The following is a 26,497-nucleotide window of genomic DNA, read 5'->3' as shown; positions in this document are numbered from 1 at the left end:
TTGCAACACAGTATGGGGCAATTTTAGCATCAGCCTAAAAGGACAGGACTATTTTTTGCTGATTCTTTGATAAAAAGAGGCGCTTAGAATGACTAAACTTACTATTTTTATCTTTGAATCGCCTAAAAAACAGTCTCTGTCAGTGCCATGATCGAATGTTCAACACGCCCTATTATATTTGAAACTTCACAGTCAAATGCCGTCGCTAATGGACAAGATAAAATAAGCGTAATGGGGTATCAAACTTTTAACCTAAAATGAGGACACGCCCTAGATTATCGAACAGATTTGGGGCTAAGGGGATATTGATAGTGAATGGCAGTGATTGATAGGGAGCGACAATCATTGGCAACGACTTTGGCGAAGTTAATTAAATAAGACTGGCTGAACGAGAAATCATCTGCAAAAAAAGCCTTCTTTTCCTATTGATACTAAACCAATATAAAAAGAAGGCACTATATGCTTTACTCTCAAATCATTTTTTAATAAGTCAATAATAACACTATAAGTCACTATTACTAATGAATAATGTTTACAACTGAGTTTATGCCCCTGGTTTTACATCGATGTCAGGTGCTGGGATATCCCAAATATAAAACTTACCATCTTCAACGAGCTTAATTTGTTGACGAATAACGGTATTATTAGGCACTTGTTGCTCAAGACGACGCAAACGTTCTAGAGCGTTGTCGCGGCGATCGCTCAATAAATCTGACTGCGCCAAGCTTTGTTCTGCTTCGGTATAGCCCAATGAGACGGCTCGGTCTAGATATTTTTGACCTTCTTTAAAGCCGCCACCTTCTGACAGCATCATGCCGTATAAGAAGTTGGCTTCACCACTGTCAGGTTTGATTTTGATAGCACGGTCGACATATTTGCCGCCACGTACCGTATAGTCTGAACCTAAATCTAAGTTACGACCCATACCATTGAGCTTAGCCGCTCGAATCAGCACGTCATAAGAGGCGTTTGGCGATTGGGCATAAGGCTCAATCCATTCAGTCAATACTTTGATTTTTTCACGAGTATAGTGACGTTGTGAGCGGTTAGGGAAGTTCGGTGGATAGTGACGGGCGTTAGGAGAGACATCTTCGATAAAGTCATCTAGCAAGCTAACGTCGAGCTTATCAGTACCCAAGCCTTGCTGCTGTGGAACTAAGACCGTCGGTACAAAGCTAACGCTTGAAAGTTGTACTTGCGGTGTTGGGATATTGGGCAACTGACCACCACGAAGATCAATGCCAGTAGCAGTCATTGGACCACGCTCATATACCCTAGTAGTACCTGTTAGCTCTGCGGTGTCAGGTATTTTAGTTGTCGCTTGCACTTGCACTTGCGCGCTCGCAGCATTAACTGCTGCTTGTGCTTGTGCTTGTGCTTGTGCTTGTGCTTGTGCTCGCTCTCGCACAGTATTGGCTTGTGCAGTTGATTGTGCTGGCTCTTGTGCCTGTGTAGTATTAGATGGCATGTTGTTTTGTTGCGAGCTGCTTTGCTGAATGCTGTTTGGCGGAACGCTATTTGTTGTTGCCATATTTGCCGCTGCGTCGGTTTGAGCCGTATTGGCAGTAGCAGTAGCGTTTGGTTTAGCGAGACGAATGACACGTCTGCTTGAATCCATGGCACTAGGGACAGCAGGGTTCGTAGCAGTGGTGCTAGCGTTAGCGCTGCTATCCGCTTCGGCAGCGTTGACAGGGGCAGACAACATCAGTGCACAGGCAGCGGCTAATGCGGTTAGGGTCGCAAATGTAGGCGCTTTGGTAGCATTGCTAGACAAGCTGGATTGGTTGATGGCTTTCATAAAAGTCGTTACCTTGTTTATTAAGTCGTTATTTACAATCGATTGATAGTTGTTTTGTATTATCGACGCTATTTTGTATGCTTAGAAATTTTTTATATTATTGAAGCAAAATCGAACAAATTTTTAATACCCTAGCAAATTAAGCTCAATGCTATCAGTAGTAGGATTGTTAAATTACCTGATTCAATAAACCCGATGAGAGGCGCTACTCGCTATTCATTTATAGATGATAAGCCGTGGCTTTCATCCGATTGGCCATCCAGCGCATGGTCTGACGCACCGGTGGTGAAAGAGCTGCGCCGCCACTTGCTAGCGCCAGCTCGCGATGGTGACATTCTTCAATATCCATTTGTGCCAGTATTTCTCTTGAGCGTTGATCATGCACGGGTAATTGTCCAATGTGATCTTGCAGATGCTCGCTGACTTGTGCTTCGGTTTCAGCGACAAATCCCAAACTAAACTCGTTAGAGATAGCCCCTGCGACCGCGCCAAGACCGAAAGACATGCCATACCACAATGGGGTGAATAGGCTAGCATGACTGCCCAATTCCTTTAACCGTGTTTCGCACCACACCAGATGATCGACTTCTTCTTCGGCTGAATGCTGCATGGCTTGTTTGACGCCAGTGTCTTTAGCGGTAAAGGCTTGACCATGATACAGGCCTTGCGCACATACTTCACCAGTATGATTGATGCGCATCAATCCTGCCACGTGACGCGCTTCGGTAATGGTCAGCTCAGGAATCTCGTCATTACTGACGGGCAATGGGCGAGTACTGGGATTAGAATGCGGAACAACCGCTCGCAGTGCCTTGTCAACCCCAAGTAATAGCTGGTCAATTTTGGATAAAGGACGCAGGGCCATGATTCACTCCTGATGGCTTTAATTGTTATCAAAAAACTTCTTATTAAGATATTGCTGATATTTGCTTTTTAAAGCAGCAATATTCTGTTCATGCACATTACTATAGCAAACAATATAAATTATCGGCACCACTATTATCGGCTGCATGATTTAGTGAACACCAACGCTACTCATAATCGCTAGATCTTCTAGGCATTTAGTCTTGTCGGCTAAGCTCGTCATCATTAGTATGTATGACCGCATGCTGCACGTGTTTATTAAGCTTAATATATAAAAACGCGCCAAAAGCAATGTTTAGCACACCCGTAACCAAAAATAATTGCGGTAGCGTCAATCCTAAGGTGTTGAGCACCACAATCGCAAAAATCGCTGAGCTGACCATAAATATGGCATTAAAAATATTGTTGGCACCGACGATACGCGCGCGATGACTTTTGGGTGCATAAGCCTGCATAGACGCATATAAAGGCACGATATATAAACCGCCACTAAAGCCTAAAAAGAACAAGTCGGCAAATACGCGCCAACTGCCGCTCATACCAAACAAATCACTAATGCCTAATAATGTTTCAGTATTAACGTCAATGTTGAGACCTGACAAGGAAAAATACAAATCAATAGCAAAAATACTTAAACCAGCAATACCAAAGGGCAGTAAGCGTAAACTGACTTGGTTTTTGGTCAAGGTTTTACATAACAAAGACCCAATCGACACGCCAACAGAAAATAGCGTTAATAGGAAAATAACCACCGACTCATCGCCATGCAAAATGACCTTGCTGAATTCTGGTGTTTGTGTCAAAAACGTCGCACCATAAAACCAAAACCAGCTGTTGCCAAGAATGACAAAGAATAAAAACGGCAGCGAGTACAAATAGCGTACCGTCGACCAACTGGTGGTAAAAATATTCCAATTAATTTTGAGCGTCGGCTGCATGGCTGGCATGGTAGGGATGTAACGAGCCGCCAGATAACCTAAAACAGCGACCGCCAATACAGTGGCGCTAATCCAATACAACGACTGTGATAGCTGGGTCAAGACACCAGCGATAATCATACCAAGGAGGATGGCTAGCGACGTGCCCATCTGAAACAGACCGTTGGCACCGACGAGCTCATCTTCCTTCATCGCTTGCGGTAAATAAGCGTATTTAATCGGTCCAAAAAAGGTCGAATGCGTGCCCATCAAAAACAATGCCACAAACAACAAGCCGTACCATTCAAAAACAAAGCCGACGGCGGCAATCGCCATAATCACCAGCTCAAGCACCTTAATAAAGCGCGTGAGCTTTGATTTTTCAAACTTATCGGCAATTTGTCCCGCCAGTGCCGAAAATAGGAAGTAGGGCAATATAAATAGCATTGCCGCTAAGTTATTTAAGATACTAACTTCCATACCCAACTGACTGGCAGCGGTATAAGTCAGTACTAATATGAGTGCTTGTTTAAAAATATTGTCATTAAACGCCCCCAAAAACTGGGTAAAAAACATGGCGCTAAAACGGCGGCGCTTAAATAACTGAAACTGATTGGCCATGAAAATTCCTACAGATGGATCGCGGCTGATAGATGAGAGGTAAGGGCTGAGCACAGCTTTCGGGTGCCATTAATTATCAACAGTATCAAAAACTTATCGAAATATAGCATAGGTTTTATCAATATTAAGCCGTATAATAGCAAGGCTTTGGCAAAAATACATGCGCCCGAAGCTATGATTTCATAATTGACTAAGTTATGATTTGTAAATTTTACATGGTTGTCTTTTGAAAAGTTACTTTTTGAAAATTTGAGCGAGATTAAAGCCTCGGTATCACTCAAAGTTACCTATCTTATGTCAGTAAGTTCAGATGAGATAGGCTCAGCGCTAAAACCAGCACTAAAAAAGTACGGTCGCCATAGAAAATCTCAGTTAACTGCTCTACGTTTATTCACCGGTAAGACTTGGCGACTGCTATCGTCATTCCCTTGTGCCGCGTGAGGTGATAGGAAATAAGTATACATGGAACATCAGCCTTCAACTCTAGCGCGCCACTTGTCGGTTACGCAGCACAAAGCCTCAAACACTCATGCTGGTAATCGTGCCAGCGCTGCTACCAATACTGTTAAATGTGCCGTGATGGACGATTTACAGCAGACTGCGCCGTGTATTCATTTTACGCGCTCAGCGCTTTTTAGTGCCTTGGCGAGCAGTTTGGTGGGTTTTGGTATCGCGCCTGCAGCATTGGCTGACACCACGACCAATGCCAATACGAACAGTCAAATTATTGATAGTCAGAACCTTAATAGTCAGAACCGTGATACGCAAAATACAGCCAACCAACCATTTTTCAATACTGTAACGCCACCGCAACCGCCAACCCCTAAACCCCCTCGCACAGACCCTCAGTTCTCCTCTACTGAGGATACACAGCTTGATATCGCCTTAGATGCCTTGCGCCTAAAGAAAGCAGTGGAACAAGGCATCATCGATAAGTCAGTATTGGATGACTATAGCGAACAAAACCTAGGTATTAAGCAGTCTGGTACTAAAGAAAAAGACCTACAAAATTCGCCATCTCAAAGAGTAAATGGTAATGCCAATGCCAATGCCAATGCCAACGCTCAGCAAGATGATGATAATGTCGATGATGCCAGTGATTTGGATAACGACCTTTATGATGTAGGCGAGTTGAGTGACGCGCAGGCGAATGTGGCAAATAAAGATTTGGAGCAGCAAGCGGCGACAGTGCAACAGCAGGGCTATCAGATGATGACGCCTGATGAGATTGATCGCGAGCTGGCAGCGCTGGATAGACAGAATGCGCAAGACATTGACAGCATTAATAATGGTAACGACGTTAACAACACCAATGTCAGTAACATGAATGGCATCAGTAATAACGACCGCGACTTTGATGCGCCTATCGCGACTTTAAATGATACCACCCCGCCTATTGGCTTAGACGTGAGTCTTGATGCGACCAATTTGCCAGCACCGAGCAATCTCGATACGCTGGGCAAAAGCGAGACAGCGGCTGAACAGGCTGAGACTGCTGAAATCATGGCACGGCCCATCAATGTCAGCGATGCTGTCAGTAGTGGAAGCGCTGATAACGACGATGATAGTATGATCGATGATGAGAGGTCAGTAAGTGCAGGCAATGTGACAGGAGGAGAGGGCACGCAGTCAGATATTATCAATCCAGAAGATTATTTGCCTGATTATCAGTCCGAAACCCAAGCCGTCAATCAAAGTATCGAGCAAGCCAAAAAGCCAAAAACCATGGCTCGTAACAAAACCAATATCGTTAAGCGACTCTACAATCGATTTTTTAATGACGGTGCTCAAGCGTTACCGCACGTCGAGACGACGGTTTACTTGCAGCAAGTTGCCGCTGACGATGCGACTAATACGCCGCAAAAACTCATCGAAGCAGACGAAGACACGCAACCGATTAAAAACATCAAAGCTGCGCTTGATGACACCACTGTCCAATCTGTCGTTGACTTTACCGCAGCCTTACCGCGTCTGCGCCAAACTGCACAAGATGCCGCACAAGCTGTTGGTTATTATGATGTGACCATGCGCTTACGTCAGCCTTATAGTGACGTCATTGAGGTGGTCATTGAAGATCTAGGTGAGCCGGTCATTGTCGACAGTCGTATTATCGAAATTCGCGGTGAAGGTCGCGAGCAAGAAGAATACCAAGCGTTGGAAAAAGAGCTACCACCGCAAGAAGGCGATGTATTCAATCATCGCGTTTACAAAAACAGTAAAGCGGCGCTAGAGTCACTCAGCAACACTTATGGTTATTTTGACCAGTATTGGCTGAACAAATCAGTCGATATCATTTTGCCAGACAATACCGCCGATGTATCGCTGGTTTATAATACTGGTGACCGCTACGAGTACGACGAAGTGGTGTTCTTTACTTATGATGCAGCGACCAATACGCTGACCCGCGACCCTGATAAGCTACCTGTCGAATTGTCATTGTTGCAGCAGTTGTTTGACTTCAAACCCGGCGAGCCGTTCTATCGCCCTGATGTTACTAAGTTTAGTAACGACTTATCAGCGACACGTTATTTTAATACTGTCAATGTCGAGTCTATTTTGCCACCCAATGACAGCAGTGAAAACAGTACCTTAGCGTTCGATAATGCGCCTGGCAATGCGGCTGGTAATACTGGCAACGACGATGTTGACAGTGAGGTCAATGCTTCAGAAATTATTGATGATGTAGCCGCAGCAAATAATGGGGCAGAAAGTAGCAGTAATACGAATGGCACTGTTCAAAATGGTACTGTTCAAAATGACACTGCGCAAAACAGTGATGCAGCAAATAGTAGTGATGGCGATGCTAATAGTGGCAATAGTGGGGAGAAAGTTAATCCCGCAGATATCGCTGCCATCGAATTTGAAGCAGATGAGCAAACACTGGATAAACTCCAAGCCATCAAACAAAAAGCCAATCGCTTAAGCCGCTTACCAGATGATCGGGTGTTAGATGAAAAAGACCAAGAGACCGACACGATTTTAGGTAAAATCAGTGACTCTATCAGCAACGTGGCACAAAAAATCTTCCCAGACGAAAAGAGTATTCTTGCGGATGAAAACTTTGTACCACCGACGCTAGCAGGACGTAAAACGCCGCAACAAGTGCAAGAGAGTAAAAAAGTCCCGCTATATGTTTTTGTCTCTTCCAGTAAGCCACGCGACGCCCAAGTAGGTATTGGTTATGGTACCGATACCGGTGTACGTGCGACGGCTAAGATAGATTACAATCTGCTCAATCGTCAAGGCTATCAAGCTGGCGCAGAAACTGAGGTTTCTAGAATTAGTAAGAATGTCTCGGTCTATGGCAGCCGACCGTGGAAGCATCCGCTTAATGATAAGCTAGATGCGCGCCTCACCTATGAAGAGGAGGTCATCGATCAAGGCAAAGGTAACTTTGATTTGTCTACCCGAACGCTAAAAGCTTCATTGGCACGTAATATTCGCCGTGACAGTGGCTGGAATCGTAGCTACTCTGTACGTTATCGCTTAGACGAGCTAGAGACAGGGGTTGATGAGACGAAGTTAGAAGATCTGCCGATACGCTTTACCTCTTCTAGACCAAAGCAGCAAGCGTTGTTATTGGGCTATGGTATCAATAAAACCGACGTGGATAGTGCGACCAATCCGACTCGTGGTATCCGTCAGTACTACTCTGTGGAAGCAGGCGCTGAAAAGGCGTTGAGCGATACAGATTTGGCGATTGTACGGGCGGGTGTCAGCGGTATTTATAGTTTCGGTGATGACAAAAAGCATCAAGTACTTGGCAGTCTCAATGCAGGTTATATTTGGGCCGATGATTTCTATGAAGTGCCTTATAAATTACGCTTCTTTGCAGGCGGTGATCAAAGTATTCGTGGCTATGATTATGAGAGCTTATCGCCTATCGACAACGGCTATCTGACTGGTGGGCAAGTGCTCGCCGTCGGTAGTGCGGAATATAACTATGAGTTTAAACCTGGCTTCCGCGCCGCCGTCTTTACCGACGTGGGTAATGCCTATGACAAAAACTTCGAGACTGATACAAAGGTCGGCGTTGGTGTTGGTATTCGCTGGGCATCACCTGTTGGTGTGGTGCGGGTCGATGTTGCCGCTGGTGTCACAGAAGAAAGTGTTCCTGTCAGGTTGAGTTTCTTTATTGGATCGCCTTTATAGTAGCCTCGTCAATCGTTTTTAGCGATTGTTGGCAATCATTTTTTTAACGTAGTTGAGTGTGATGTTGACCAAAAATACCCCGCCTAATAATTCACCGGATGAAGATCCGGCGCAACGTGATGCCCGTGCTGTAAGGCGTTGGTATCCGCTGTCTTTTTTGCTCAAGCTACTGGTACTCATGCTCATCGTACTGGCGATTATGTTCGCCATCTTTTTTTATGCGGCTGGTACTGAGTCGGGTACTAAGTTCTTATTAGAAAAGATTAGCGCTGAGACGGGTATTAAGTTTAAATATGGGCGCGGTAATTTACGTGATGGTCTGTTGGTCACAGATATCGATATCGAGGCAACCGAAGACCTTGAGATCTTGGTAGACAAAGCCTACGTTAAAATAGGCTGGCGTGCGGTATTTGCTAAAGAAGTCCATCTGCGCGATGCCGACATTCAGCGTATTGAGATTATCAATAAAAAACCGCCAACGGGTGAGCCATTTGATTATAAAACGCTCAAACTGCCGGTAAATCTGCGTTTTGATCAAGCCAAAATAAAAACGATTGTCTATAAACAAGTGACCAAAGATCATATTGTCATTCATGATATCAGCGCTCGTGATTTGACGTGGGTTGGCAGCATGGTCACGGTAGGTCGCGGCAATTTACAGTATGCAGATATCGTCAAGGTTAGTGCTTTGCAAGGTGAGATTGATTTGCAAGGTGACTATCCGTTGGACTTAAGTGCTATTGCTGAGGTCAGTGCCTTAGAAAAAGCCTACATTGATCCACTCAATATTACTGCTACGGGTAGTTTAAAACGTACCGTTGGTAAGGTGCGTAGCCGCTACAATGATAACGATGTCAGCGGTGATTTTGTAGTGCAAGGACTCGATAAGGATTCACCGTTTCAGGCAAAACTGCAATGGGACGACATTCTGATTCCTTATGCCGAAAGCCAAGCCATTCGCCTAAAAAGCGGCACAGCCACTGCCTCAGGGGTCATCTCTGAGATACGTTTGCGTATCAATACTGAGCTGACTGCCAAAGATATTCCTTCAGGGCATTATCAAGGGCGGGCAGTGATTGCCAATAGTCAACTGCGCATTGATCGTTTGGATGCTCAGGTTCCAGCTGGAAACCTAATATTACAAGGTATTTTAGACTGGAAAAATAGCTTCGATGCAAAGGTGCGCGCGACTGGTAGCAATTTTGACATTCGCCGCGCGATTCCTGACGACTATGCTGATTTTAAAGCCTACGCTCCGCAAAAACTCAACGGTCGATTGTCGCTACATTATCAACAAAAAAACAGTGCAGGTAACTTAGAGATTGACGCGGATCTACGTCAGCGTGATGGCGAACATGTTAATGCCAATATTGCACGTGGTAAAACCTCTGCGAAGGTTAAACAGGTAGCGCCTTGGTATATCGATGCCACTTGGCAAAATCTGATCCGTCGTAATGTTCCGAATATTGGTAATATCGATAGTCCTAGTGGTCAAGCTGATGTCATCGTGCGCGGTTCGACCCTCTCTGTCGATGCCAATGCAGTCATCAATGAGCTTAATGCTGCTCCCAAAGGCAACTATGATGTGCGCGTCCGCAAAGCTGGCAATGTCATTGACATCAATCGTCTCAAATATAATGGTATCGTCGGTGATTTATCAGGTACAGGACAGATTCAACTGGCGACCAAGAAGCGCCCATTAACGTGGCAAATTGATGCCCGTACTAATGGTTTATTACCCAAAAAGTATCGTAGTGATCTACCGCTTGAGCGTCTAACGGGCAGTATTAGTGCCAGTGGCCGCTTAGTGAATATCAGCAAAAGCGGGGTTAAAGGTCAGCGTCATATTATTAATTTAAACAATACCGATTTGCAGGCGCAGCTTGATGCCACGCAAGACGGCCGTGCTATCGGCATCACTGGTGGTGGTAATGCCAAAGTCGATATCGTTGGCGGCGAGCTTTCTATGTTCGATGCGCGTTTTGATGGTCAGGTCGATACGGCGGATGTGCCAAAGGGTCGTCTGTCTATCAATGCGGCTGGCACGCCAAGGCTGATCAGTATTCGTAAGCTCAATTATAAGGGTGAGGCTGGCGCAGTGAATGCGAAGGGTGTCATCGATTTGCGAAAAAATATTGGTTGGACAGTGGATGGTCGCTTTGATGACTTCAACTTGGGTTATTTTTTACCCAACAATCCGGCCATTATTACTGGTGATTTAAAAACCAGTGGCGAGTGGCAAACAGCACCAAAAAACAAAGCGAATGCCAAGGGTAAGCTAAATAGATTTGCAGTAAATTTTGACGGTGTATTAGATGCCGAGCAGTTACCAGCAGGCAAACTGACTATCGATGCCAGTGGCGATGCCCAGCTCATCCGTATCAAACGCTTCCGTCATGTCGGCGCTGCAGGTAGTATCGATGCTAGCGGCACTGTCGATGTGCGTAAAGGTATCGCTTGGGATATTAAGGCGGTAATGAATCGCTTTAATTTAGGTTATTTCCTCAAAAGTACGCCAAGCGCTATCACCGGTACTATAGATACCGACGGTCGCTGGAGTGACACCCAGCAAACCATTAATATCAAACAAATCAACTTGACTGGCATGTTAAAAGGTCAGCCGCTTAGTGCAAAAGGCAGCTTAGCTGCAAAAATGCGATTGCCAAAAGACTTGGCGAGCTATTTTAAACGTTTACAAAAGCAAGATGCACAGGCGCAATATAAGCAAGTGAACGCCTTAATCGAGAGTTTAAATGCCAATAACCTCGTCTTACGCTGGGGCGATAACTACATCACTGCCAATGGCAATGCCAAGCAATTACAAGCCAAGATTAATATCACCAGTCTCGATCAGCTCTCTAGTAAGCTGACCGGCAAAGTGACTGGCGGTGCGACCTTATCGCAGCCTGCGGGACAAGCGTTACCCACTATCTATATTGATTTGGTCGGTGAGCGACTTGCGCTGCCGGGCTTTATCTTGCGTCAAGGTCGTATTCGCGGCAAAATCGTGAATTTAGCAAACAGCCCAAGTCAGCTTATTATCAGTGCTGAAGGCTTAGATGCTGGCGGGCAAAGCTTCAAAAGCGTTAATGCGTCTTTTAATGGTACTGAGCAGGCACATGTGGTCGATCTCAATGTCGCTAACGAGCAGCTCGATATTGCAGCAAGACTCAAAGGTGGTTTTAATCGTAATACACTCAGTTGGTCTGGGGTGATTGGTAAAGGTCGTGTTAAGTCCAGATATGCCACCTTGAACCAGTTGCAGCCAGCGCAGTTGATTGTCAATTTGCCTAACAAGCAAAACGGCAGTGACCGCGAGCTTAAGGTGCAACTTGCCGCGCATTGCTGGCAGGCGGCCGATCAAACCGGCAAGCTGTGTTTACGTGAAAACCTAATCGCTTCACCGTCTGGTGGTCAGGTCGATTTGGCATTGCAAAAGCTAGACGCCTCGCTATTTTCAGTGTTTTTACCCAAAGATATTGATTGGCAAGGGCAGATTAATGGTAAGGCGATTGTCGGCTGGCAACGTGGTCGTCCACCGACTATCAATACCACTTTATATTCTGATAATGGCAAAATCGGCTTGCTTCAAGATGGTGACAGCGCTCCTGTAAGCTTGTCATACAAGCGTGTGTCACTGATTGCCTTGTCAGTACCTGAAGGTCTTAAATTACGGACAGATATCAATACTGGTCGCGGCGCGCGTGGTTACGCGGAAGTCATCGTCGATCCTTATAAAAACCCCAAACCCATTTCGGGCGCGTTGGTACTCAATGAGCTTAATTTAGCGATTTTTAAACCTTTCTTCCCCGGTATGCGTGTGCTTGAAGGCAATATCACTATGGCGGGCGGACTTGGTGGCACGCTAGAAAAACCACAGTTCTATGGTGATGTGAAATTGGCCAACGGTCGTATCGCGATGCTTGACTTGCCAGTCAATTTAAGAAAAGTTAATGTCGATGCCAAGATTCGTGGAACGCAAGCAACTATCGACGGCACCTTTAATAGTGGTACGGGTAGCGGCACGCTAACGGGAACAGTAAACTGGCAGCAAAAACTACAAGCCAAATTGAGTATCGTTGGTGAGCGCTTAGTATTGACCCAGCCACCCTTGCTATTGGCTGAGATTAATCCTGATATCGATATTATCGTGCGTCCTGGCGACCGTTACGTCAACATTACAGGGGCCATCAGCGTGCCATCAGCGACCATTCGTCCGCCAGAGGCTAGTGAAGATATCATTACGCAAACAGAAGATGCGGTCGTCCTAGATCGTCGTCTCATTGGTAATATCGACGAAGTCTTAGCTATCTCAAAACCGTGGTCGATCAATGCTGATATCGGTGTTGATTTGGGTGATGACATTAACTTCCGTGGCTTTGGAGCGGTTATTCCGTTGGCAGGTGCGATTAATATCACTCAAAACGGCACGGGCATTATGCGTGCCACAGGGGTGGTGCAAGTATCACGTCGTACCAATATCAATGCTTTCGGTCAGAGTCTAGAGCTTAACTATGGGCAGGTGCGCTTCAATGGGGATGTGATGAAGCCTAACCTGAGTATTGAAGCTGTCAAAGTCATTAGCGGAAAAACAGTTGGCGTGCGTGTTAAAGGCAGTACTGAGAGTCCAAACATTATCGTCTTTAATAATGCTGGTCTGACCCAGCAGCAAGCAATGAATGCGTTGGTCACTGGTCGTATCGATAATAAGAGCGCCACGCAAATCAGTGAGCAGGGCTTTAAGTCGCAAGTGACGAATAACTTAGCGGCCGCTGGGCTGAGCTTCGGGCTGAGCGGTACACGCAACTTAACCAACCAGATTGGTCAAGCCTTTGGTCTACAAAGCTTGACTGTTGATGCCTCTGGCGGGAGTGAAGACACTAACGTCAATGTCACCGGTTACGTGACCCCTGACTTATACATTCGCTACGGGGTAGGTGTCTTTAATGCGCAGAACAGCCTATCTGTTCGTTACCAGTTGACCCGTCGAATTTATGTCGAGGCAACGTCGGCGGCAGAAAACGCGGTTGATGTGGTTTATAGTTGGCAATTTTAGAAGGCAATTTTGGATAATACTGTTATCAGCTAATGGTTGATTTATTAACTCTAATATTGCCCAAATAGTATTTACTGTACTTTAATCAACTGTACTTTAATCAATAAAAAACGCCTTTCGATAAAGGCGTTTTTTTGTGAGGTGTAATTTTAACTATTTGGTCAAAATTAAGCGGTTATTGCGAGTTAAGCGTAAGCGATATTCCTCACCTTCGTGCTCAATACGTACCTCTTTGGTCAAGGCAAACAGATGCTGTGATTGCAAAGTCGGTAGACGGTTTTCGCGGCAGTTCAAGTAACGAGAGATAACCATGCTCATAATAAATTCCTTTTGATAAAACAGTTGAGTAGTCGACATCAGAGAGTAATAGTCATTAACGATAATAATTATCATTTAGATTGGATTGTTTTGCAAGGTAATTGATAAAATAAAATGCAGTCATTATGTAAACTTATATAAACCTACGATGATAAAGTCAGATTGAATTTATTTTTTATTATTTATATCAATGACTTAAATTAATATCAGCTTATTATCGCAAGTGACTATTCATAACAAATAAAGCAAGCATTCGAGTCATAACAAATAAAACAAGCATTTGAGGACAGTATTATGGTGAACGTCGCAATAATTCAACAAACCCACCATCAAAAAATCGTAAACGTCGCTGTCGCTGTTATTCATTATCAGGCACAGTATTTGCTCGGATTTCGAGAGGCGGCCCAACATCAGGGCAACCGTTATGAGTTTGTAGGTGGCAAGATAGAGGCGAATGAAACCGCAAAACAGGCATTAATACGCGAAGTCGCTGAAGAAACTGGGATCGATATTCACGACAATACTGTCGTCAAACTTGGACGACTGCATCATGATTATGGGGATAAGCAAGTGAGCTTGCAGGTCTATAATATTGAGCTGACAGCAGGGCAGTATGAGCAACATCGCCATCTTTGCTATGGCTTAGAAGGGCAAGCGCTAAAATGGGTCAATAAATCTGCGCTATTGGCAGGGAAGTATCATTTGCCTGCTGCCAATAAAACGATTTTAGAATGGTTGCGTCTACCCGCACAGATAGCGATTAGCTATCCTTTGGCGCACTTTAATGATCTGCCCAATCCAGCAACAGAATGGTTGACCTATCACAAGGAAAAAGTAGGGACCCATGCTTGGCTATACATTCGAGTTAAGGACTCAGACTTTGATAATAGCGTAAAGCAATTGATGGCTTTGCGTCCAGACATTCAAGTGATTCTGCCATTTGAGCGTCGCCTTCATTCATTACAAGCCGATTATCAGATCGTTGCTCATCAAATCTCTCAGACTGCGCTCATGAAATGGTTTGATAATGAGCAAGACAGTTCCGTAGGTGAGCAGGCGTTACCTCTCGATCGACCATTAATAATCAGCTGTCACGATGCAGCCAGTATCCATGCCGCTAATCAGCTTGCTAGTGTTCGTTTACAGCAGCAGCAAGCACCAGTGATCGGTGTGTTTTTATCACCAGTACTAGCGACCCAAACGCATCCCGATACTGCGCCATTAGGTTGGGTAGCGTGGTCAGCTTTGGCACAGTTGGCTGACATGCCAGTCATTGGTTTGGGTGGCTTGTCACCAGCTATGATTGAGCAAGCTGTCCAATACGGCGGTATCAGCGTGGCCGGTATCAGCCAGTTCGTTTAGGCGTTTTTTTAGCAAGTTTTTATTAATAAATACCAAGTTAACTATGCTCATCAAGTGCTTGTACAAGGCCTATCACGTCAAGCACAGTAGCTACCATTTATCAAAGTAAATTCTTAATAATAATAAGCTTCCCTTATATTTATCCAATCGGTAACTATGTGTTTATTCTCTAATCTAAATACAGAATTACTTACAAACCGTTGCGTTTTCCTACATTGCGACACTGTTTTAATCATAGCACTGCCATTAAGATAGGCTATCAAATTAGAGAGTCTTCAAGCTGTTTTTATAGATGACGTTTTTGGCTTTTAATAAACCAATTGTCTGGTCAAGCGACTCTCACTACTCATAATAATATTTGATTTTTCTCACATTATCTTTATTAGTAACAATATTTTTGTGTAGAAAATCAAATAATATTTATTTGATAATGAATAAGTTTTTAACCATCACCAATAATTAATGGTATCCCTATGAAAACCAATAAGTTACCTCAGTCATCATGGTCTGATGCACAGGCAGCCGGTTCTCAATCACAGCAAACCAGTCAGTTAAAGAACCATTATCAGGATAATGGGCAACACGTAAATAGTGCCAGCAATGATGCAAGCTATAACCATGCTATCAATAGTAATAAAAGTCTCAATGCGAGTAATGACAGCGACAGTTATAACGGCGAACATTCAAACCATTTGGCAAAAACATCGTCTTTGCAAGACAGCTATTTTGGATACAAAAGCATCGACAAAAGCCTTACACAGGCAAAAGAGTTTGCTATGATTGAAAACGGTAATATCAACAGTAACGATTCAAAAAATAGCGATATAGAGGATTTTGACACGGCTAATGGCTTCAAAAAAGCTAGCGGCTCTCAAAAAATCCGTGGCTACAAAAAAGCGCAGAAGAAGCAAGCACAGGAATCTAACAAAGTAGATGTACTGATGTCAGAGGAACAAGCGAATATTTCAATAGAAAAACCTCAAAACACAGATGATTTATCATTGACGACGACCTCATATAAAGAAATACCGGAGCGCATATTTATGAATGGGCTTATTAAGCATACTGGCATTGCCCTAGCGATTATTATACCGTTGGCGGCGTTTTCGGCTTATGCTGCGCCGTTACCAGCGACTAGCGCGTCCACTAGTAAAACTTCTGCCACGGCGACGACTGATAAAACCACAACGCAAACCTTGTCTGTGAAGCCCAGCGACATCATCCATAAGTCTGCGAACACACCGACCACCGTCGACAGTGTGGATCTCAAAAAGTATGCAGGCACGTGGTATGAGATAGGTCGGTTACCAATGTACTTTCAGCGCAACTGTGCTAGTGATGTAACCGCAAACTATGCCCAAAAAACAGACGGCTCCGGAGTGGTAGTCACCAATAAATGTAAAGCTGAAGACGGTTCAGATATTACTGCTGAGGGATTGGCAAAACCTGCCGACGATACCGGTAGCAAGCTAAAAGTGACGTTCTTGCCTTCATGGATTCGCTGGTTACCAGTCGGTCGTGCCGATTATTGGGTACTGGCGCGCGATGCTGATTATCAGACAGCGCTAGTTGGTACGCCAGACAAAGACTATTTATGGTTACTAGCACGTTCGCCCAATGTCAGTCAGGAAACCTATGCGAAATATCGCCAAATTGCCCAGCAACAAGGCTACGACTTGAAAGAATTTAAACTGACCGCACAAAGCAATCAAACAGTTACTTTAGTACCCTAATTGTTTAGTGACTTAATTGTTTAGTGCGCTAGTTGTTTATCGATTTAGTTGTTTAACAGCATCGTTGTTTAAGGCGTTCGAATTTAACAAAGGTAGCGTAATAGGCTGCCTTTATTTTTATAATCAAGTCAATATAGCCCCAAAATAGGTTATAAGTGCGCGCTGATATGTTATCACTGGCAAAATTGACCGTTTTAGGCTAAAATCTAGGCGATCTAAATACACTGATGAAAATGAAAAATGATTGGCATGGATGTTTTGCCCTCATCGTATTTGACCTCACCGTATTTGAATAGTCACTTAGACTAAATACAATCTATCTGTTTGATACTTCTTCATACTTTACTGATCATACATTACTGACCATAAGGATGTTTCTCGTGAGCAACGCTGATACCTTACGCCACCTACATCAAGAGCACTTGAGCAATTATAACAACCAAGAGCAACAAGCGATTGAGCTCATGGGGCTTTTGAACAAGCTCTATAATGAGCAAGACGTCCAAGTGACTTTGTTCGGCGAAACGCTAGATACGACCTCAGTCGGTCGCATATTGGCACTACATCAAAAAGTAGCGATGCGTGATCAAGATGCAAAAGCCATCGCTATCGCTGATACGCTAGCAATGGTTAAAGTGCTAGCAGACAATAAGACTATCCAAGCTGCGCGTATCGATGTCGGTCAATTGATTGCTAATGACAGTGATGTACAAGCGGCTCTGCAATCTATTAGCAGTGACAACAATGCTATCAATGGTGCGACTGATGTCGTGCTATACGGTTTTGGTCGTATTGGTCGTATCTTAACGCGTCTATTGTTATCGCAAGCGTCAAGCGCGAAAGGCGTACAACTCAAAGCCATCGTCGTACGTCCGGCTGCTGCTGGTGATTTGGCCAAGCGTGCATCATTACTAGAGCGTGATTCGATTCATGGTAGCTTCGCTGGTGGCGTGGTGGTTGATGATGAAAATAACGGTCTGATTATCAATGGTCGCTTTGTGCAAGTTATTTATGCTAAAGACCCAAGCGAAATTGATTATACGGCTTATGGTATCAACGATGCATTGGTTATTGATAACACGGGCATTTGGAAAGACGAAGCCGGTCTTGGTAAGCATCTACAGTCTCAAGGCGTTAAAAAAGTATTGCTAACGGCTCCTGCTGGTGGCGAGATTAAAAACGTCGTTTATGGTGTGAACAATGATACGGTCGGTGATGATACGATTGTCAGCGCGGCGAGCTGTACGACCAACGCGATTACACCAACGCTAAAAGTACTGAACGATGAGTACGGTATCGAAAATGGTCACGTGGAAACGATTCATTCGTTCACCAACGATCAAAACCTAATCGATAACTATCATAAAGCTGATCGCCGTGGCCGCAGTGCAGTGTTGAACATGGTTATCACTAGTACTGGTGCGGCAAAAGCAGTTGGTAAAGCACTACCAGAGCTTAGCGGCAAATTAACCGGTAATGCTATTCGTGTCCCAACGCCGAATGTCAGCTTAGCAATTTTAAACTTAAACCTCAAAACTGCACCTGCCAGTGCTGATGCGTTAAATGAGTTTATGCGTAAAGTTTCTAATAGCAGCCAGTGGCAAACACAGATTGCTTATACGGACTCTACCGAAGCGGTCTCGACTGATTTCGTCGGTGATACGCACGTCGGTATCGTTGATGCACAAGCGACGATTCTCACGGACAATCATGCCATCGTTTATATCTGGTATGACAACGAAGTGGGCTACAGTACGCAAGTATTACGTTTGGCGACACAAATGGCCGGCATCAGCTATACTCAGATTCCAGCGTAAAAATTCTAAGTCTATAGCAGTGATACGCTAATGCATTAAGTTTCGTATAGAAGCCATGTTTTTTAGATGTGATACTCAAGCACCCGATAGTCCGATTGGTTATCGGGTGTTGTTGTCATACTTGTTGCTAAGTATTTTGGCACACTAGGGTCATAATTATTTTTAAACCAGTTTTTTACAAGCACTAATTTTTTATAAGCATTAAGTTTTTACAACTACACAAACACATAGCTATACCCTAAAATACAGTCGTTGGCTGTAACCAGTTTATAAACTGGATGGTAAATTAAGGAACGTAAGATGCGATTTATTGATGAAGCCGTCGTAACGGTAAAAGCAGGTGACGGTGGTAACGGAATCGCCAGTTTTCGCCGAGAAAAGTATGTCCCACGTGGTGGACCTGATGGTGGCGATGGTGGCAAGGGCGGAGATGTTTATGCCATTGCAGAAGATAATACCAACACTCTAGTTGACTATCGTTATACGCGTCGCTATGACGCCATGAGAGCTGAGAATGGTCACAGTAGAAACTGTTCGGGTAAGGGCTCTGACGATCTATTTTTGCCAGTGCCTATTGGTACTACGATAGTCGATACCGAAACCGATGAAGTATTGGGTGATTTGATTGAAATTGGTCAGACCTTGCTCATTGCCAAAGGCGGTGATGGTGGTTTGGGCAATACTCACTTCAAAAGCTCGACCAATCAAGCACCGCGCAAGGCTACTTCAGGCTTTGAAGGTGAGCTAAAAGTTCTTAAGTTTGAGCTAAAAGTTGTGGCTGATGTTGGCTTGATTGGTTTACCTAATGCGGGTAAATCGACCTTTATCCGCCAAGTCTCTGCTGCTAGACCAAAAGTTGCTGATTATCCGTTTACCACGTTGGTTCCAAATCTGGGCGTGGTCGATATTGGTCGTCATCGCTCGTTCGTCATGGCGGATATTCCGGGTTTAATCGAAGGTGCCTCAGAAGGTGCAGGACTTGGCATTCGCTTTTTAAAGCATGTTGCTCGTACGCGCCGTCTGTTACATGTGGTTGATGTAAAGCCAATTGATGGCAGCGATCCGGTAAAAAATGCTCGTGTTATCTTGAATGAGCTTGAACGTTTTTCGCCTGAATTATCCAACCTACCCCAAATTTTGGTATTAAACAAAATTGATCAGGTGCCTGAAGAAGAGTTAAATGAGCTCTGTACCCATATTGTCGCTGAGCTTGGTTGGACAGGAGATGTATTTCGCACGTCAACTCTAATGGGTGAAGGGACTGATGCTGTTAAATATCATTTGATGAATGAGATTGAACGTGAGCGCGAACGCGAAATAGAGGACCCCATCTTCGCTGAAGCACAAAGAACACGTTTTGAGCGCTTAGAAGTAGAAGTACGTCTGAATACTGAAGCCCAGCGTGAGGCTTATCGTGCGGCTCGAAAAGCGGCACGTGAAGGGTTGGACTTAAACGACGATGATGATTTAGATGATGACGATGAAGATGGCGTTGAAGTCGTTTATGTTCCTTAAATGATGGTGCTTAAACTGATATACTTGAATTTTTTAGATCAATCCCCGTAATTAATTGACATAAGACACAGGAGTTTATATGGCAGGTGACATAGAAAACACGACCGAAGAAGCAAGGTTTATTAAGCAAACTCGCAACTTTGATATTCAGCGCGTTATTGTCAAGATTGGCTCATCGTTATTAACCAATAACGGTCGAGGGCTAGATCGAACTGCCATTTACGAATGGGCAAAGCAAATTGCTAAGCTGCACAAGCAAGGCGTGGAAGTACTGCTCGTGTCGTCAGGGGCAGTTGCTGAAGGCGTGGTACGCATGAACCTAGAGGAGCGTCCCAAAAAATTAGCGGCGCTGCAAGCTTGTGCTTCTATTGGTCAAATGGGCTTGATTGAAACCTGGTGGTCAGCGTTGATTCAGCACGGTATTCAAAGCTCTCAGCTACTACTAACCCATGATGACTTGTCCAACCGTAGTCGTTATCTGAATACCACAGGCGCACTGACACAGTTATTAGAATGGAACGTGCTACCGGTCATTAATGAAAACGACACCATCACCATTGATGAGATCAAATTTGGCGACAACGATACGTTAGGTGCGATGGCAGCAGCGATGGTCAATGCTGATTTGTACATTATCTTAACGGATCAAGACGGCGTGTTCACTGATAATCCGCGTGATAACCCTGATGCCAAAATGATTCGTCAAGAGCGTGCCATGGCTGATTACTTGTTTGATATTGCAGGTGATGGTGGCAAACTCGGACGTGGTGGAATGCTAACCAAGATTCGTGCTGGTCGCCTTGCCGCCATGGGTGGTTGTCCTACCGTAATTGTGAGCGGCGCTATCGATGACGTTATTACCCGTGTGGTATCTGGTGAAGCGGTTGGTACGTTGCTAACGACTAATGACGAAGATAAAATCATTGCTCGTAAACAATGGCTAGCAGCGCATCTACGTATGTCAGGCTCTTTGATTGTTGATGCTGGTGCCGCAAAAGCCGTCGTTGAACATCATAAGAGCTTGCTACCAGTCGGCGTAGCAGAAGTACGCGGTGATTTTGATGAAGGTGATGTGGTCGAAATTGTGCACCAAGATACAGGCGAGCGTCTCGCCGTTGGCCAAGTCAACTTCTCCTCTCGTGACGCGCGCCGTGTGGCTCGTGAGCGTACTGAGCAATTCGATAGAATTCTTGGTAATAATGAAGAGCGCGTGGTCATGGTACATCGTGACAACCTAGCATTGACGATGTAGTAGTATCGATTTCCTATGCGCTTGATTCTCTATGTACAGGTATAAAGATGCCTTATTTATAAGTATAAATAAGGCATCAAATGACTTTTGTCAGTAGACTATTTTGGTCATGCCATTACTTATACTCATCAAGGTTGGAAATTTATCCGCGACTAAAAGCTTATCAACACGCCCTAATATTTAAAAGTAATTAGCACTCAAAAACTCGAAAACCAGTATTATTTTGTGATACTAGACGTTTTTGGCTTAAAACGCGATTTTGATTAAAACGCGTCTTTGCACAAAAACCTGATTATTTAATGTGTGACGCGTTCTATATTCTTTATATTCAACTTATTTTATCCAGCACGGTATTCATTGTCATTCTTATCAATGAATACCGTGCTGTTTTGGAGATTTGTACATGAGTGCTTCAGACAATAATAACTCGCTTCAGCATGAGTTTGCCCCTTTAAAAAACGACAGATTGCTACGTGCCCTTCGTTTTGAAACGATCGACACCACGCCCGTGTGGATGATGCGCCAAGCTGGTCGTTATTTACCAGAATATAAAGCCACCCGTGCTGAAGCAGGTGACTTTATGAGCTTGTGCCGCGATACCGCTCGCGCGACAGAAGTCACTTTACAGCCACTACGTCGTTATGATTTGGACGCAGCTATCCTATTTAGTGATATTTTGACCATTCCTGATGCCATGGGCTTGGGTTTGTATTTTGAAGCGGGAGAAGGGCCGAAGTTTAAACACCCTATTCGTACGCAAGCTGATTTAGATAGACTGCCTGTGCTTGATGTCAATGATTCTCTGGATTACGTCATGCGTGCGGTGACCAGCATTCGTAAAGCATTAAATGGGCAAGTGCCCTTATTCGGTTTTTCTGGTAGTCCGTGGACACTAGCGACCTATATGATTGAAGGCGGCAGCTCAAAAGATTATCGTTATACCAAAGGCTTTTTATATAGTAACCCAGCTTTTTTACATCAATTATTAGATAAGCTTGCCACGTCTGTTATTGACTATTTAGATGCGCAAGTCGTTGCTGGTGCTCAAGTATTGCAGATATTTGACAGCTGGGGCGGCGCGCTTGGTCATCGTCAGTTTATCGATTTTTCACATGTTTATAATAAGCGCATCGTCGCTGAGCTAAAAGTGCGTCACCCTGATATACCAGTGGTACTGTTTACCAAGGGCGGCGGACTATGGCTAGATGTCCAAGCGGATAGTGAGGCGGATGCCTTAGGTCTAGATTGGACGATGCCGCTTGATCGGGCGCGTCAAGCATTGACTGAGAGTCAGCGTCAGTTGACCAAACAGCATAAGAAGTTACAGAGTAGCAAAGCGCTTCAAGGTAATTTGGATCCAGCAACCCTTTACGGTTCTCCTGAAACCATCCGCTCAGAAGTAAAGTTAATGCTAGATAGCGCTTATGCTAATGGCGAAAAAACTGGCTACGTGGCGAATTTGGGTCATGGTATTACGCAGTGGGTCAACCCTGACAATGCCAAAGTGTTTATCGATGCCGTGCATGATTACAAAATCTAGCCATTGCTTTATTTAATCACTGTGCTATTTAATCACTGTGCTATTTAATCACTGTGCTATTTAATCATTGTGGTATTTAGCCACTGAGATATTTAAATGCTATGATAAATTGGACTTATAAATTTAAAATCCAGTGGTAGCGATAGCTAGCAATTACATTACTGAGTAAAAGGGGATATCTTATGATTTCAGCAGCAATCGTCGGTGGCACAGGATATACAGGTATTGAGCTGATTCGCTTACTATCCGCTCATCCTGAGGTTTCTATTGATTTGCTAACGTCACGTAGTGAAGCGGGTACACGTGCTGATGAGATATTCCCAAGCTTACGCGGTATCTCGGATATTGTCTTTAGTGACTTGGGTGATGATACGCTTGCCACCTTACAAAAATGTGATGTGGTGTTTTTTGCCACGCCACATGGTGTCGCGATGAAACAAGCACAAGCGTTGACTCAAGCAGGTGTACGAGTCATCGATTTGGCGGCTGATTTTCGTCTCCAGTCATTGACGGAGTTTGAGCATTGGTATAAACAGTCGCATGCCTGTCCTGAGCTGCTGAAAACGGCTGTTTATGGCTTACCTGAAGTCAATCGCGATAAACTTGCAAACGCTTTGGTCGTAGGAAATCCTGGCTGTTATCCAACCACCGCTATTTTGGGTTTAAAACCCATTATTGACGCGCAAAATCAGCAAGCCACCCGATTGATCGATGCTCGTATTGTTATTGATGCGAAGTCTGGCGTTTCAGGGGCGGGACGTCAGGCGAGTCTGGCGCTTAATTATGCGGAAACAACGGACAATTTTAAAGCTTATAGCGTTACAGGTCATCGTCATCTGCCAGAGATTGAGCAGGGGGTGGCGCAGTTATTAGACAGTCAGTTTAGCCATCGTGTTCGCTTTTTACCGCATCTAGTGCCAATGATTCGTGGCATGTTAAGCTCTATCCATATGGAGTTGACCGAAGAAGGCGCTGCCATCGATTGGCAACAAGCATTTGAACAATGCTATGCGTCAGAGTTGTTTATTGATGTCATGCCAAAAGGTATTTATCCTGATACGCGCAGTGTGCGAGCCAGCAACCGTCTGCGGATTTCGGTACATCAGGACAATGAGCGTTCTGAATTGACGGTTATTGTGGTACAAGACAATTTAGTAAAAGGCGCGGCTGGGCAGGCGGTACAGAATATGAATGTGATGTTTGGGTTTGATGAGTCACAGGGGTTGAATTTTGCGCCGATTGTCCCTTAATCTTACTATCCAACATTGTATTTTTACTGTTAAATCATTCATATTGATGGTGCTAGGTATTGATTATAAATTCCGCTATAATAACCTGCCCTTACTGTTAAGAGATACTGTCTAAATGCGTGTTAAGATTGTACTACGCTTTTGCTCACAGCCAGCACGTTTATCGTGCCAAGACTCTGTTCCATATCAAGTGGAGCGTAGACCGCATTCTTTACAAAGCAGTGACCGCTTTATCGACAACCATCACAATCTCATTGCTGGTCAAAAAGGGGCATCGACACTGGTGCTGGCACTCTTTGTTGTGGCCATATTAGTGACCGCTACTGTTGGATTGTTATTTGGTCATAAGCTTGGCTATCAGCGCGGCTTTCATTCGATGCAAACCGAGACCAAGCAAGCAATTATCAATAGCAATGAGGCAACCAAAGAGCTAAAAGACTTGCGGATTAGCAACAAAATAGCCACCAGTGAGGCTGCGACTGCCAAGCAAGAGCTGGCGATTAGTTTGGCAAACTTGAAAGAGTTACGCGAAACGCAAAAATCACTAACTGTTGAAAACAAACAAGTTGCCCAGCTTAATGAGCTCTATACTGAGGTGATTGCTGATAATGGTGGCATGCCACTACAGATAATTGGTGCTAATATTAAGCCGCTACCTGAGAATGCTTTTGAGTATGGTTTTGACATCGGTATGCTCAGTGAAGATGGTAATGCCAAGCGTTTAACACCAACGTTGACATTGCTTGATGATGATGACTTCGTGGAAGTGCCGCTAGATCCTGCCAGTTATTCGATTAAGGGTATTGTGCGTATTCGTGGCCGCTTTATGATGCCATCAGGCTTTAAGCCATTGCAGGCAAAACTGACTTTGAGAGCCGGTGGTCAGCAAAAAGAACAGCTTTATGACTGGAAGCTTGGCGATAGGGTCGACAATATGCCGCTATCGCTTTTAGATTTGCCAGAAGTAGATGAAAGTCCTATTGAGCCTTAATTAGCATTTAAAATCTAATAAGTACTTGAAATTTAGTGGTATGAACCAAAGTTAGTTAAGCACAATGGCTATTTATAACCACTAGCTTATAGCAACGATACTTTGTTATAACCATGGTACTTTATGCTATTTCTGACAGCCTCTCTGTATAATCTCTTTTTATTCTAAACTTACCCTTATATTTTGATTATGATAAAACCTATGACTCTACAAGCTAGGCCGACCGTTTTTGATTGGCACTTTCCTAATATACCTGCGCAACGCGCTCAAGATAATGAGCCAGAGGGTGAGACGTCACCACAAGCAGACGTGCTCGTAGCCGAGCCAGAAGTGGCGAAGCCACCGATGTATGCGGTCGTGATGTATAATGATAATTATACGCCGATGGAGTTTGTCGTTTACGTTTTGCAGTCGGAGTTTCGCCACAGTGTTGATTCTGCTGTTGAAGTTATGTTGACGATTCACAACAGTAGTAAAGGTATTGCGGGTATTTATCCTAAAGATATCGCTGAAACCAAAGCCAAAAAGGTAAATAGTCTGGCTCATCGCGAAGGCTATCCTCTATTGACTCAAATAGAACCGCATCAAGGTGAGTAGATGTCATAACTGCTTCATTTTCTTGTGACTTTTCACTTTGTTGGATGCTTTTTAATCGGCAATATAATACTGCCACTTTTGAGCTTATATATTAGTAACACTTTTAAAAGCCTTTTATCAGGCAGCTCTACTATTACTCTCACAGTAAATTCGTTCTAACATCTCTCCTCATCTTAAGAACGCTCCTAAGTAGTCAGTCTTCTTTCTGTTTTGATCTTGATTTTTATCTTAAATAGCCTTATATAACAAATATAGCGTTGTATAGTAAATTGACGTTTTACGCTCAGTTTTTTAGTATTTCGCTATGTTTCTGAGACTATTGCGTAGACAACTATTACTCAATATCCTGATTATTTACGCCCTCACTTTTATATAATCTTTTTTATTCCCAACTTGTCATTCATATAATTCGTTATTTTGGTTTTTTTCTGACTTTCTTATCTCTAATATCACCTCATAGAGCGTACTTAGATACATTTTAGTATGCGTTAATAGATTGACTATGATTGAGTATCATGTTGAGATAAAGAAAAGCGAATATGAATTATCACAATCATTGCTAGATAGGTCGAAACATCGGCTAAATGATACGCGATACGCATCAATCATCATTTAGGCAGGTTTCTTAATAATACTAACATTGCCCTTGAACAATCCATCTATCGCCCTGATTTACTACCTAACTCATTCATAAAGCTATCAATTTATAAGATA

16 protein-coding genes are annotated in these 26,497 nt (G+C 44.0%); 12 read left to right on the top strand and 4 right to left on the bottom strand.

The genetic code is table 11. The features are described 5' to 3' along the window. Positions 1–544 precede the first annotated feature (544 nt). The 3 genes from W293_RS0100130 to W293_RS0100120 all read right to left on the bottom strand — a co-directional run bounded on the left by W293_RS0100130 (position 545) and on the right by W293_RS0100120 (position 4,200). Positions 545–1,798 (bottom strand): tetratricopeptide repeat protein, encoded by a 1,254-nt coding sequence (locus W293_RS0100130; RefSeq protein WP_025650510.1) that lies wholly within the window; start codon positions 1,796–1,798, stop codon positions 545–547. Between the two features lie 220 nt (positions 1,799–2,018). Then, positions 2,019–2,657, bottom strand: coding sequence for a 2-polyprenyl-3-methyl-6-methoxy-1,4-benzoquinone monooxygenase (coq7, locus tag W293_RS0100125; RefSeq protein ID WP_025650509.1), 639 nt, complete (start codon positions 2,655–2,657; stop codon positions 2,019–2,021). Positions 2,658–2,859: 202 nt separating this feature from the next. Continuing rightward, positions 2,860–4,200, bottom strand: coding sequence for an MFS transporter (locus W293_RS0100120; RefSeq protein ID WP_025650508.1), 1,341 nt, complete (start codon positions 4,198–4,200; stop codon positions 2,860–2,862). Positions 4,201–4,494: 294 nt separating this feature from the next. Here W293_RS0100120 and W293_RS17110 point away from each other — a divergent pair, with 294 nt between their 5' ends. The 3 genes from W293_RS17110 (at position 4,495) to W293_RS0100105 (ending at position 13,408) form a co-directional block, all read left to right on the top strand. Next, complete coding sequence (locus W293_RS17110; protein ID WP_156915673.1) at positions 4,495–4,641, top strand: hypothetical protein; 147 nt, start codon at positions 4,495–4,497, stop codon at positions 4,639–4,641. A 21-nt stretch (positions 4,642–4,662) separates the two neighbouring features. Further along, positions 4,663–8,352, top strand: a complete 3,690-nt coding sequence (locus W293_RS0100110; RefSeq protein WP_025650506.1) for an autotransporter assembly complex protein TamA — start codon at positions 4,663–4,665, stop codon at positions 8,350–8,352. Positions 8,353–8,413: 61 nt separating this feature from the next. After that, complete coding sequence (locus tag W293_RS0100105) at positions 8,414–13,408, top strand: translocation/assembly module TamB domain-containing protein (RefSeq protein WP_025650505.1); 4,995 nt, start codon at positions 8,414–8,416, stop codon at positions 13,406–13,408. A 153-nt stretch (positions 13,409–13,561) separates the two neighbouring features. Here W293_RS0100105 and hemP read toward each other — a convergent pair whose 3' ends face one another. Further along, positions 13,562–13,720 carry a hemin uptake protein HemP gene (gene hemP / locus W293_RS16870; protein ID WP_227672156.1) on the bottom strand — a complete coding sequence of 53 codons (159 nt, stop codon included), beginning with the start codon at positions 13,718–13,720 and terminating at the stop codon, positions 13,562–13,564. A gap of 300 nt (positions 13,721–14,020) precedes the next feature. Here hemP and W293_RS0100095 point away from each other — a divergent pair, with 300 nt between their 5' ends. From W293_RS0100095 to W293_RS0100055, 9 genes are all read left to right on the top strand, one after another. Continuing rightward, positions 14,021–15,088, top strand: coding sequence for an NUDIX domain-containing protein (locus tag W293_RS0100095; RefSeq protein WP_025650504.1), 1,068 nt, complete (start codon positions 14,021–14,023; stop codon positions 15,086–15,088). A gap of 473 nt (positions 15,089–15,561) precedes the next feature. Then, the gene (locus W293_RS0100090) at positions 15,562–16,821 is read left to right on the top strand and encodes a lipocalin family protein (RefSeq protein WP_025650503.1); all 1,260 of its coding nucleotides are present in this window, start codon (positions 15,562–15,564) and stop codon (positions 16,819–16,821) included. 371 nt (positions 16,822–17,192) lie between these two features. Then, complete coding sequence (locus W293_RS0100085; RefSeq protein ID WP_037026317.1) at positions 17,193–18,638, top strand: glyceraldehyde-3-phosphate dehydrogenase; 1,446 nt, start codon at positions 17,193–17,195, stop codon at positions 18,636–18,638. A gap of 300 nt (positions 18,639–18,938) precedes the next feature. Next, positions 18,939–20,153, top strand: a complete 1,215-nt coding sequence (gene cgtA / locus W293_RS0100080; RefSeq protein WP_025650501.1) for an Obg family GTPase CgtA — start codon at positions 18,939–18,941, stop codon at positions 20,151–20,153. Positions 20,154–20,232: 79 nt separating this feature from the next. Next, positions 20,233–21,405, top strand: a complete 1,173-nt coding sequence (proB, locus tag W293_RS0100075; RefSeq protein ID WP_025650500.1) for a glutamate 5-kinase — start codon at positions 20,233–20,235, stop codon at positions 21,403–21,405. 403 nt (positions 21,406–21,808) lie between these two features. Continuing rightward, entirely contained in the window at positions 21,809–22,945 is a 1,137-nt protein-coding gene (gene hemE, locus W293_RS0100070) for a uroporphyrinogen decarboxylase (protein WP_025650499.1), read from the top strand. Positions 22,946–23,127: 182 nt separating this feature from the next. Then, complete coding sequence (argC, locus tag W293_RS0100065; RefSeq protein ID WP_025650498.1) at positions 23,128–24,195, top strand: N-acetyl-gamma-glutamyl-phosphate reductase; 1,068 nt, start codon at positions 23,128–23,130, stop codon at positions 24,193–24,195. 115 nt (positions 24,196–24,310) lie between these two features. Next, positions 24,311–25,186: a hypothetical protein gene (locus W293_RS0100060; protein ID WP_025650497.1), complete on the top strand. Its 876-nt coding sequence runs from the start codon at positions 24,311–24,313 to the stop codon at positions 25,184–25,186. A gap of 201 nt (positions 25,187–25,387) precedes the next feature. After that, on the top strand, positions 25,388–25,783 hold the full coding sequence (locus W293_RS0100055) for an ATP-dependent Clp protease adaptor ClpS (RefSeq protein ID WP_037026314.1): 396 nt from the start codon (positions 25,388–25,390) through the stop codon (positions 25,781–25,783). Positions 25,784–26,497 lie beyond the last annotated feature (714 nt).

The sequence above is a fragment of the Psychrobacter sp. TB67 genome (genome assembly GCF_000511065.1).
Taxonomy (GTDB): domain Bacteria; phylum Pseudomonadota; class Gammaproteobacteria; order Pseudomonadales; family Moraxellaceae; genus Psychrobacter; species Psychrobacter okhotskensis.
The sequence above is the reverse complement of the archived record's forward strand: the minus strand, read 5'-3'. Positions and strand labels throughout refer to the sequence as shown.

What these genes read in the sequence shown, in the direction of transcription:
- argC (WP_025650498.1), top strand. Translation starts at nt 23,128, where the DNA reads ATGATTTCAGCAGCAATCGTCGGTGGCACAGGATATACAGGTATTGAG.
- W293_RS0100130 (WP_025650510.1), bottom strand. Translation starts at nt 1,798, where the DNA reads ATGAAAGCCATCAACCAATCCAGCTTGTCTAGCAATGCTACCAAAGCG.
- hemP (WP_227672156.1), bottom strand. Translation starts at nt 13,720, where the DNA reads ATGGTTATCTCTCGTTACTTGAACTGCCGCGAAAACCGTCTACCGACT.
- W293_RS0100095 (WP_025650504.1), top strand. Translation starts at nt 14,021, where the DNA reads ATGGTGAACGTCGCAATAATTCAACAAACCCACCATCAAAAAATCGTA.
- W293_RS0100110 (WP_025650506.1), top strand. Translation starts at nt 4,663, where the DNA reads ATGGAACATCAGCCTTCAACTCTAGCGCGCCACTTGTCGGTTACGCAG.
- cgtA (WP_025650501.1), top strand. Translation starts at nt 18,939, where the DNA reads ATGCGATTTATTGATGAAGCCGTCGTAACGGTAAAAGCAGGTGACGGT.
- W293_RS0100085 (WP_037026317.1), top strand. Translation starts at nt 17,193, where the DNA reads ATGTTTCTCGTGAGCAACGCTGATACCTTACGCCACCTACATCAAGAG.
- proB (WP_025650500.1), top strand. Translation starts at nt 20,233, where the DNA reads ATGGCAGGTGACATAGAAAACACGACCGAAGAAGCAAGGTTTATTAAG.
- W293_RS0100120 (WP_025650508.1), bottom strand. Translation starts at nt 4,200, where the DNA reads ATGGCCAATCAGTTTCAGTTATTTAAGCGCCGCCGTTTTAGCGCCATG.
- W293_RS17110 (WP_156915673.1), top strand. Translation starts at nt 4,495, where the DNA reads ATGTCAGTAAGTTCAGATGAGATAGGCTCAGCGCTAAAACCAGCACTA.
- W293_RS0100060 (WP_025650497.1), top strand. Translation starts at nt 24,311, where the DNA reads ATGCGTGTTAAGATTGTACTACGCTTTTGCTCACAGCCAGCACGTTTA.
- W293_RS0100055 (WP_037026314.1), top strand. Translation starts at nt 25,388, where the DNA reads ATGACTCTACAAGCTAGGCCGACCGTTTTTGATTGGCACTTTCCTAAT.
- hemE (WP_025650499.1), top strand. Translation starts at nt 21,809, where the DNA reads ATGAGTGCTTCAGACAATAATAACTCGCTTCAGCATGAGTTTGCCCCT.
- W293_RS0100105 (WP_025650505.1), top strand. Translation starts at nt 8,414, where the DNA reads ATGTTGACCAAAAATACCCCGCCTAATAATTCACCGGATGAAGATCCG.
- W293_RS0100090 (WP_025650503.1), top strand. Translation starts at nt 15,562, where the DNA reads ATGAAAACCAATAAGTTACCTCAGTCATCATGGTCTGATGCACAGGCA.